The sequence below is a fragment of the Mycolicibacter algericus DSM 45454 genome, from assembly GCF_002086455.1.
Lineage (GTDB): Bacteria > Actinomycetota > Actinomycetes > Mycobacteriales > Mycobacteriaceae > Mycobacterium > Mycobacterium algericum.
In genome coordinates, this window is record NZ_MVHC01000035.1 from 21,642 (window position 1) to 30,175 (window position 8,534).

The window sequence follows — 8,534 nt, forward strand, 5'->3', positions numbered from 1 at the left end:
TTCGCCTCACCTCCACCGGCCCGGGGGCCGGCTCCGGTGAGCCTCGTCGAACCGCCGCGCCGGTAGTGTCACAGCCCGTGATCACCGACCCATTGGCCCCGCTGCTCGATTTGCCGGGCGTCGCCGAGGCCAGCGAGAAGGTTCGCGATGAACTGGCGCGGGCCCACCGGCACAAGACCAATGTGCGGGGGTGGGCGGTTAGTGCCGCCGAGGCCTCGTTGCGGGCGGCCCGGGCGTCGTCGGTGCTCGACGGTGGCCCCACCACGGTCGACGCGCGCTCGACCGGTGACCCGGTGTTCGCCGGTGCGCTGCGGGTGGCCCAGGCCCTGGAAGGCGGGGAGAACTCGCTGGTCGAGGTATGGCGGCGGGCCCCACTGCAGGCGCTGGCCCGGCTGCATGTGTTGGCCGCCGCCGATCTGGTCGACGAAGATCACCTCGGCCGCCCGGCGGGCGGCGGCGAGGTCGGGCGCCGGCTGGAGCTGCTGGCCGACCTGGCCGCCGGCGGCACCAGGGCGCCGGCGCCGCTGTTCGCCGCGGTGGTGCACGGCGAGCTGTTGACGCTCGCGCCGTTCGGCAGCGCCGACGGCGTGGTCGCTCGGGGTGCGGCCCGGCTGGTGACGATCGCCAGCGGGCTGGACCGGCACGGACTCGGCGTGCCCGAGGTGCACTGGATGCGCAAGGCCGGCGCCTATCGTCGCGCCGCGCAGGCTTTCGCCGGCGGTTCCACCGAGGGTGTGACGGACTGGCTGCTGCTGTGCTGCGGTGCGCTGCACGCCGGCGCGCTGGATGCGCTGGGGATAGCTGAAGCGGGCGCCAAGCGCTGAATCCCGGGCCGTCGGAGCAAAACGAAGCGGGCGGCGCTCCGATGAATCGGCTCGCCGCCCGCTAGTACGGTACACGGTTACCAAGCGTCCAACGTTGGGTTGCGTGGGTGGCCTCGGCGCTCGTGCGGTGCTCCTCGGCTGCAGCCCCACCCAAAGGGCTGTCGGGACCGATTACGTTCCGCAATTACGCAGGCCCGCAACACTTCTGCCATCTTCGCGGCTGTGGCTCCGCGTGGGTACCGCTATCCGTACTGGGAAGTGCGGCTCGGGAGATCGATCCTTCTCTTCCGGGTCGACCCTGGCCTTACCGGCTTCCGTGCCTCCTTTGTACTACGTGACGCACGACACAGCAAGGCCTAATCGCAAACGTCGTCGACGACGTCACCGGATTGTGACCGCACGCGTTTGCTGGAGTGGGTCAGAACACCCGGCGGCGCAGCAGCGAGTAAGTCAGCGCCCCGGCGACGACAGCGCTGATGCCGACCGCGGCGGTGGTGGCCACCGCGGCGCCGGACGGGGCCGGCAGGCGATCACGCAGCGACACCGGCCGCGAGAAGGTCAGCACCGGCCAGCCGTTGGCGACCGCCTCCTTGCGCAGCGCGCGGTCGGGGTTGACCGCCGAGGGGTGACCGACGGCCTGCAGCATCGGTAGGTCGGTGATCGAATCCGAATAGGCGTAGCAGTGCTCCAGCGGGTAGCCCTCCCGGGCGGCCAGCTCCCGGATGGCCTGCACCTTGCCCTCGCCGTAGCAGTAGAACGCGATCTCGCCGGTGTACTTGCCGTCGGCGACGACCATGCGGGTCGCCATGGCGTGGGTGGCGCCCAGGGCCCGGGCGATCGGCGCGACGATCTCCTCGCCGGAGGCCGAGACCACCACCACGTCGCGACCGCAGAGCTTGTGATCGGCGATCAACTCGGCCGCCTCGGCGAACACCAGCGGGCTGACGATGTCGTGCATCGTCTCGTTGACGATCGCCTTGACCTGTTCGACGTTCCAGCCGGTGCACATGTTGGTCAGATGGGTACGCATCCGCTCCATCTGATCGTGGTCGGCCCCGGACAGCAGCATCAGGAACTGGGCGTAACTCGACTTGAGCACGGTGCGACGGTTGATCAGTCCCTGGTCCATAAAAGGTTTGCTGAAGGCCAGCGCGCTGGACTTGGCGATGATGGTGTGGTCGAGGTCCAGGAAGGCGGCGGTGCGGGTCCGGCTGCCGGTGTCCCTCGGCGATCCCTGCGACTGCGGCTGCCGGGTGTCCGGGTCGGAGGCGGTCACCGCTACAGCATAGGTGCGAGGGCCGTCTGAACCGTGGCTATGCCGGAAAGAGCACTTCAGCGGCCGTGCGGTCCCGAGTGTCGCCATTTGGTGACAACACTTGCGCCGGACCGGCATGTCGTGTGTATAGTGTCATCACTCGGCTTATGCTGAGGGTGTATCGGCCCGACCCCCCGGGGTTGATACACGACGACCTCCGCCTCCTCCCCCCCTGGCGGGGGTCGTCTTTTTTAACCGGTCATTCTTCGCTGGAATGAGCTCCAGACCTTCCTGGAAGTATCGAAAACCCGGAATTATGATCCGATTGGTATTGGTATTGGGGTGCCGCATGTCGGGCAGTTCTGCACAGTCGCGGTAGCGCTCCACAACGGGCGCGTAGGGCCTGGCGCGGCAGCGGTCGCACCGCCACGGTGAGGGCGTGAGCACAACCGCCGGCCTGTTGACCCTCGTCGCCCAACCCGCGATGCGCGACGAACTGGCCCGGGTGGCCGCGGCCGTCGGCGTGCGGGTCATCCAGCTCGATGCCACCTCGGTGCCGAGCCGCACGGCCTGGACCGCGGCCGCGGCCATCGTGGTCGATGAGGCGGCCGCCGCCCGGTGTTCGGCGGCCCGGCTACCGCGCCGCGCTCACGTCATCGTCGTCACCGGGGCCCAACCCGGCCCGGCCAGCTGGCAAGGTGCCGTCGCGGTCGGCGCACAGCGCGTCCTGACACTGCCCATCGACGGCGACGAGTTGGTGGCCGAGCTGGCCGAGGCGGCAGCGGCGGTACGTGACGGCGGGCGGCGCGGCGAGGTCATCGCGGTGATCGGCGCGCGCGGCGGAGCCGGCGCATCGCTGCTGGCGACGGCGCTGGCACAGCGCGCCGGTGAGGCGCTGCTGGTCGACCTGGACCCCTGGGGCGGTGGCATCGACCTGCTGGCCGGCACCGAGAACGCCACCGGCCTGCGCTGGTGCGATCTGACCGCGCAGACCGGGCGGCTGACCTGGCCGGCGCTGCGTGACGCGCTGCCGCGCCAGCGCGGCGTCAGTGTGCTGTCGGGCGCCCGGCGCGGCCAGCAGCCCCGCGATGTCGAAGCCGGAACCGTTGACGCTGTGGTCGAGGCCGGCCGCCGCGGCGGGATCACGGTCGTCTGTGATCTGCCGCGGGCCCTGACCGACCCGGTCGAGACCGTCTTGGCCGCTGCCGATCTGGTGGTCGTGGTCAGCCCGTGTGATGTGCGTTCGTGTGCGGCCGGCGCCGCGATCACACCGCGGCTGCGGGCGGCCAATCCCAACGTCGGGCTGGTGGTGCGCGGGCCGGCCCCCGGCGGGCTTCGCGCCGCCGAGGTGGCCGAGATCACCGGGTTGCCGCTGCTGGCGACGCTGCGGGCCGAGCCGCGGCTGGCCGAGCGGCTCGAACACGCGGCGTTGCGCCTGCACCGCCGGTCTGCGCTGGCGGCCGCTGCCGGCCGGGTACTCGATGTGTTGCCCGCCCGAACGGCCCTGGCGGCATGAGGGATTCGCTGATCGACCGGGTCAGGGAAAGGCTGGCCTCGGAGTCGTCGGCATCCTCGGATCTGCGCCCGGAGGCGGTGGCCGCGGCGATCCGGGCGGAATCCGGCGGGGTCCTCGGCGACACCGAGATGCTGTCGAACCTGCGGACGCTCCAAACCGAGTTGACCGGTGCCGGGATCCTGGAGCCGCTGTTGTGCGCGGCGGACACCACCGACGTGCTGGTCACCGCCCCGGACGCGGTATGGGTCGATGACGGAGCCGGCTTGCGGCGCACCGACATCCGGTTCGCCGACGAAGCCGCCGTACGCCGGTTGGCGCAGCGGCTGGCGGCGGCCGCCGGGCGTCGGCTCGACGACGCCCAGCCATGGGTCGACGGCCGGCTCGGTGGGATCGGCACCGGCGAGTTCACCGTGCGCCTGCACGCGATGCTGCCGCCGGTCGCCGCCGACGGGACCTGTTTGTCACTGCGGGTGTTGCGGCCGGCGACCCAGGACATCGCCGCATTGGCCGCGGCGGGCGGTATCGCACGCGCAGCGGTGGCGCTACTGGCCGACATCGTCGACGCGCGACTGGCGTTTCTGGTCTCCGGTGGCACCGGCGCCGGAAAGACCACACTGCTGTCGGCGATGCTGGGGGCGGTGCACCCTCGGGAGCGGCTGGTCTGCGTCGAGGACGCCCCGGAGTTGCAGCCGCGCCACCCTCATCTGGTCCGGCTGGTCGCCCGGGCGGCCAACGTCGAGGGAGCCGGTGAGGTGGGATTACGCGATCTCGTCCGGCAGGCGCTTCGGATGCGGCCGGATCGGCTGGTGGTCGGCGAGGTCAGGGGCGCCGAGGTGGTCGATCTGCTGGCCGCGCTGAACACCGGACACGACGGCGGCGCGGGCACCGTGCACGCCAACAGCCCCGCCGAGGTCCCGGCCCGCCTGGAAGCGCTGGCCGCACTCGGCGGCCTGGACCGCGCCGGGCTGCACAGCCAACTGGCCGCCGCCGTCCAAGTGTTGTTGCACGTCGGACGCGAGCGCGGTGGCAAGCGCCGGCTCACCGACATCTCAGTGCTGCGCCGCACCGACACCGGCCTGGTGCAGGCCGCGCCGGTGTGGCAAGTCGATCGGGGCCTGAGTGAGCACGTCGCCGAATTCCGGGCACTGCTGCGCGAGCGGACGCCAGCGTGACCGGCCCGGGGATCGCGGCACTTGCGCTCGCTGCGGCCGCACTGCTCGGCGGTTCCCCGCGTGGGCGGCTCCGGCCGGTCGATCGCCGCGGCCGGCGGGGCACCCGGTGGGCCGTGCTGGGGTTGCCGGCCGGCTGCGCCGCCGTGCTGGCCGTGGTCGCGCTGCCAGCCAGTGGCTGCCTGGCCGGGGCGCTGGCTGTCGGCACCGCTGCGCTGCGCCATCACCGGCGCCGCCGCGGTCGCCGTGCCGCGGCGGAGTCACGGGCGCTGGAAGCCGCCCTCGATGTGCTGGTCGGTGAGCTGCGTATCGGAGCGCATCCGGTGCGGGCGTTCGCCGCTGCCGCCGCCGAAACCGGCCACGACTCGGTGGCCGCCGGCCTGCGCGGCGTGGTCGCCCGCGCCCGACTGGGCGCCGACGTCGTCACCGGGCTACGTGATGCGGCCGGGTCTTCGGCGATGCCCTCGCACTGGGAGCGGCTCGCGGCCTACTGGCAGCTCGGCGGCGAACAGGGCCTGGCGGTAGCCGCCCTGATGCAGGCCGCCCACAGTGACATCACCGCCCGACAGCGGTTTTCGGCTCAAGCCGAGGCCGGGTTGGCCGGCGCGCGGGCGTCGGCGACGCTCCTGGGCTGCCTGCCGGTGCTCGGTGTGCTGCTGGGCCAAGTGATCGGGGCCCGTCCGGTCGCCTTTCTGCTCGGTGGTCCGGGCGGGGTGCTGTCGGTGGTCGGAGTGAGCCTGATCTGCGCCGGGCTGCTGTGGTCGGATCGGATCACCGGACGTGTGGGCGCCGCCTTATGAGTGCTGCCGCCGTGTTGCTCGCGATGGCCGTGCTGGCCGCCCCGTCGACGGTGCGGACGCGGGCCGGGATGCCGCGGCCGCAACAACCCGTGCGCCACCGGGTGACGCCGGGCGGAGACGCGCTGGCGTTGGCCGCCGGCCTCGAGGTGTTCGCCCTGTGCCTGACCGCCGGAATGCCGGTCTCCGGTGCGGCCGCGGCCACCGCCCGATACGCGCCGCCGCAGTTGGCGGAAGTGCTGCGCCGCGGTGCGGACCTGTTGGCCCTGGGCGCCGAACCGGGCGTCGCGTGGTCGGCGTCGCCGGACCGATCAGCCGGTGCGCTCGACCCCTCGACCACCGCGGTGCTCCGACTGGCCCGGCGATCGGGCGCCTCCGGCGCGGCGCTGGCCACCGGGCTGGTCGCACTGGCCGCCCAATGCCGAGCGGAGGCGGCCCACCAGGCCACGGCCGCCGCGGAGCGGGCCGGGGTGCTGATCGCCGGGCCGCTCGGGCTGTGCTTCCTACCGGCCTTCGTGTGCCTGGGCATCCTGCCGGTGGTGGCCGGCCTGGCCGGTGACGTACTGCGGTCGGGCCTGCTGTGAGCGGCTTCGCGGAGGTGCTGCGGAAACCCGCCGGAGAAAATGATGGAGGAGGAGATCTGGTGAAAACACCGATACAACAGGCGCGCAACGCGTTTCGGATCGTCCAGCTCAAGCTGATGTTGCTGGCTTCCGACGAGTCGGGGATGTCCACGGTCGAGTACGCGATCGGCACCATCGCGGCCGCCGCCTTCGGGGCGATCCTTTACACCGTCGTCACCGGGGATTCGATCGTCGCCGCGCTGAACCGGGTCATCGGGCGCGCGCTGAACACCAAGGTCTGACGGGCGTTGACCGGTCGTGGCCGATTCACCGACGATGCCGGCGCCAGCACGGTCGAGGCGGCGTTCGCGTTGGCGGCCCTGGTTGCGGTGCTGGTGCTGTGCCTGGCGGGGATCAGCGCGGTGGCGGCACAGCTCCGCTGCCTCGACGCCGCCCGGGAGGCGGCCAGGTTGGCGGCGCGCGGTGATGCGCCGGCGGCGACGGCGGTGGTGCGGCGGATCGCTCCCGCCGGCGCGGCGGTCCGGTTGCGTTCCGATGGCGGCTTCATGGTCGCGACGGTCACCGTCCGCCCGGCGCTGCTACCGGGCCTGGTGGTCAGCGCCGAGGCGGTGTCGGCCGCCGAGCAGTCCCGGTGAGGCCGGCGCGGCCACCGTAGCCGCCGCCGCGATGGTCGCGGTGTTGCTGACGGTCACCGGCGGGGGCTTCCTGCTGGGCGCGACGGTCATTGCTCGGCACCGGGCGCAGTCGGTCGCCGACTTGGCCGCCCTGGCCGGTGCGGCCCGCATTCCCGTCGGGCCGGATGCGGCGTGCGCGGCGGCGCAACGACTGGCCCGAAAGATGGCTGTTCGCGAAATCGCTTGTGCCGTCGATGGGCTCGACCTGACGGTCACCGTCGCGGTCGCAGTGCCCGGCTGGCGGATCGGTCCGGCCAGGGCGAGTGCTCGCGCCGGGCCCGTCGGCGAGGCGGCGCGAGCGATCGGCTAAGAGGCGTCGGCCGGCGGGTCCAGCCCGGCCTCGGCCAGTTCGCCGTCGGTGGGCAGCCGCAGCGCGATCAGGCCGGCGTAGGTGCCCGCTTCGAGCTCGATCCGGTTCACCGTCACATGCACCGGCGCCCAGCCCCCGTCCGACTGGCGCAGTCGCAACACTCCGGTCGCCGGCCCGGCGCTGAAATCGGTCGTCATGCGGGCGACCCGGGCCTGGTCGTCGGGATGCACCCGGGGGGCGTCGACCGTACCGCGCCAGTCGTAGAACGGGCACGGGTCGTCCAGCCACTTCAGCAGCCGCCAGTCGATCAGGTCGACCATGGCCCGGTGCACACCGGGCTGCGCCAGCCCGTGCAAAATCTGCTGCGCTAGGAAGTCGGGGCGGTGCACGGTGCCGTCGAGTTGGCCGCGCCAATTCATGCCCCGCGCGACCAGATGCTCACGCCCGCCGAGACCGGACTCCCAGCCGGTGCGCGCCACGAAACCCACCCGGATGGTGTCGCCGCGAAAATCGGTGACATCCCAACTGCTACAGATGGTCTTGTCGGGTTCGGCCCGAATCGCCAGTGCCAGCACCTTGTTCTCGTTGGGGTTGAAGTCGCGAGTGGGCAGTTCCTCGGCGAAGGCCCGGCCGTGGGTGGCCTCCACTGTGGGGTCCTTGCCGCTGTTGGCCAGGGATTCCTCGGTGTCGGTGGCGACGCCGAGGGTCAGGTCCCACTTCAGCGGGCCAGGGGTGGGACGCTCCGGTGGTTCGACATCGGCGGGGCCACTCCAGACATGCACGCCGTGCACGCGGCCGTCGGACATCACCACCGGTTCGGTCCGGATCACCCGATCATGCTTGGGGGTGATGCTGACCAGGCTCTGCCCGGTGCGCATCGTCTCGGCGATCGCGGTCCGGATCGCGGCCAGATGGGGGCTGCGACGCAGGAACTGGGTGATCGGCACCAGATTCTTCACCTGGCGTCCCTGGGCGACGACTGCCGGTTCACCGCCGAGCGTCTCCACCAGCAACCAGTCGTGTGCCATAACCGGGAATTTTACGGCCAACGGTTCGCTACCAGCACCAACAGCGGCCGTTTCCCAGTTTTGTCCGGCGACTGGAGGTAACCTGGTTGGTTTTCGAGTTGCGTTGGTCCCGTACAGCCGGTAACTTACGGCCGCGTCCGGCTCTGTACCGGGTCTTGGGGAACGGTTCGTTCTCGACCGTTCGTCTCGCTGCTCCGTCGGCGTCTCCGGTGGCACGTTTGCCACGGGAGTCCGCGGGGTATCGGTTCGGGGAGTCGGCCGTTCGGGGGGTCGGCCGACTCCCGCAACCGTGCTTCCCGGCTAGGAGGCCGCTGAATAAGGCGGTGTTGGGGGCTGGTTGCTGGGTGTTGGTTCGAGGGCTGGTGAGCGGACGGCGG

The 8,534-nt window shown here is 71.8% G+C and carries 10 protein-coding genes; 8 read left to right on the top strand and 2 right to left on the bottom strand.

The window, feature by feature from the left end:
* The first annotated feature begins 77 nt into the window (after nt 1-77).
* Nucleotides 78-824, top strand: coding sequence for a Fic family protein (locus tag BST10_RS19910; protein WP_205277436.1), 747 nt, complete (start codon nt 78-80; stop codon nt 822-824).
* Between the two features lie 418 nt (nt 825-1,242).
* Here BST10_RS19910 and BST10_RS19920 read toward each other — a convergent pair whose 3' ends face one another.
* The gene (locus tag BST10_RS19920; protein WP_232062690.1) at nt 1,243-2,013 is read right to left on the bottom strand and encodes an HAD-IB family hydrolase; all 771 of its coding nucleotides are present in this window, start codon (nt 2,011-2,013) and stop codon (nt 1,243-1,245) included.
* Between the two features lie 505 nt (nt 2,014-2,518).
* Between BST10_RS19920 and ssd the strand changes: the two genes are divergently transcribed.
* The 7 genes from ssd to BST10_RS19955 all read left to right on the top strand — a co-directional run bounded on the left by ssd (nt 2,519) and on the right by BST10_RS19955 (nt 7,129).
* A complete protein-coding gene (ssd, locus tag BST10_RS19925; RefSeq protein ID WP_083040166.1) occupies nt 2,519-3,595 on the top strand; it encodes a septum site-determining protein Ssd in 1,077 nt (358 codons plus the stop codon).
* Nucleotides 3,592-4,767, top strand: a complete 1,176-nt coding sequence (locus BST10_RS19930) for a TadA family conjugal transfer-associated ATPase (protein WP_083040168.1) — start codon at nt 3,592-3,594, stop codon at nt 4,765-4,767. The genes ssd and BST10_RS19930 overlap by 4 nt, the downstream gene beginning before the upstream one ends.
* Nucleotides 4,764-5,564 carry a type II secretion system F family protein gene (locus tag BST10_RS19935; protein ID WP_083040170.1) on the top strand — a complete coding sequence of 267 codons (801 nt, stop codon included), beginning with the start codon at nt 4,764-4,766 and terminating at the stop codon, nt 5,562-5,564. The genes BST10_RS19930 and BST10_RS19935 overlap by 4 nt, the downstream gene beginning before the upstream one ends.
* Entirely contained in the window at nt 5,561-6,145 is a 585-nt protein-coding gene (locus BST10_RS19940; RefSeq protein ID WP_165757219.1) for a type II secretion system F family protein, read from the top strand. Before BST10_RS19935 ends, BST10_RS19940 begins: the two co-directional genes overlap by 4 nt.
* A 116-nt stretch (nt 6,146-6,261) precedes the next feature.
* A complete protein-coding gene (locus BST10_RS19945; RefSeq protein ID WP_083040186.1) occupies nt 6,262-6,426 on the top strand; it encodes a DUF4244 domain-containing protein in 165 nt (54 codons plus the stop codon).
* 6 nt (nt 6,427-6,432) lie between these two features.
* Nucleotides 6,433-6,780 carry a TadE family type IV pilus minor pilin gene (locus BST10_RS19950; protein WP_083040172.1) on the top strand — a complete coding sequence of 116 codons (348 nt, stop codon included), beginning with the start codon at nt 6,433-6,435 and terminating at the stop codon, nt 6,778-6,780.
* Nucleotides 6,781-6,811: 31 nt separating this feature from the next.
* Complete coding sequence (locus BST10_RS19955; protein WP_083040174.1) at nt 6,812-7,129, top strand: Rv3654c family TadE-like protein; 318 nt, start codon at nt 6,812-6,814, stop codon at nt 7,127-7,129.
* On the opposite strand, the gene BST10_RS19960 is transcribed toward BST10_RS19955, so the two are convergent.
* Nucleotides 7,126-8,157 (bottom strand): PAS domain-containing protein, encoded by a 1,032-nt coding sequence (locus BST10_RS19960; RefSeq protein ID WP_083040176.1) that lies wholly within the window; start codon nt 8,155-8,157, stop codon nt 7,126-7,128. The two genes, BST10_RS19955 and BST10_RS19960, sit on opposite strands and share 4 nt — an antisense overlap.
* Between the last annotated feature and the right edge of the window lie 377 nt (nt 8,158-8,534).

Bases quoted from the DNA above. Each gene is read 5' to 3' on its own strand.
- BST10_RS19930 (WP_083040168.1), top strand. From the start codon at position 3,592: ATGAGGGATTCGCTGATCGACCGGGTCAGGGAAAGGCTGGCCTCGGAG.
- BST10_RS19940 (WP_165757219.1), top strand. From the start codon at position 5,561: ATGAGTGCTGCCGCCGTGTTGCTCGCGATGGCCGTGCTGGCCGCCCCG.
- BST10_RS19945 (WP_083040186.1), top strand. From the start codon at position 6,262: ATGTTGCTGGCTTCCGACGAGTCGGGGATGTCCACGGTCGAGTACGCG.
- BST10_RS19955 (WP_083040174.1), top strand. From the start codon at position 6,812: ATGGTCGCGGTGTTGCTGACGGTCACCGGCGGGGGCTTCCTGCTGGGC.
- BST10_RS19960 (WP_083040176.1), bottom strand. From the start codon at position 8,157: ATGGCACACGACTGGTTGCTGGTGGAGACGCTCGGCGGTGAACCGGCA.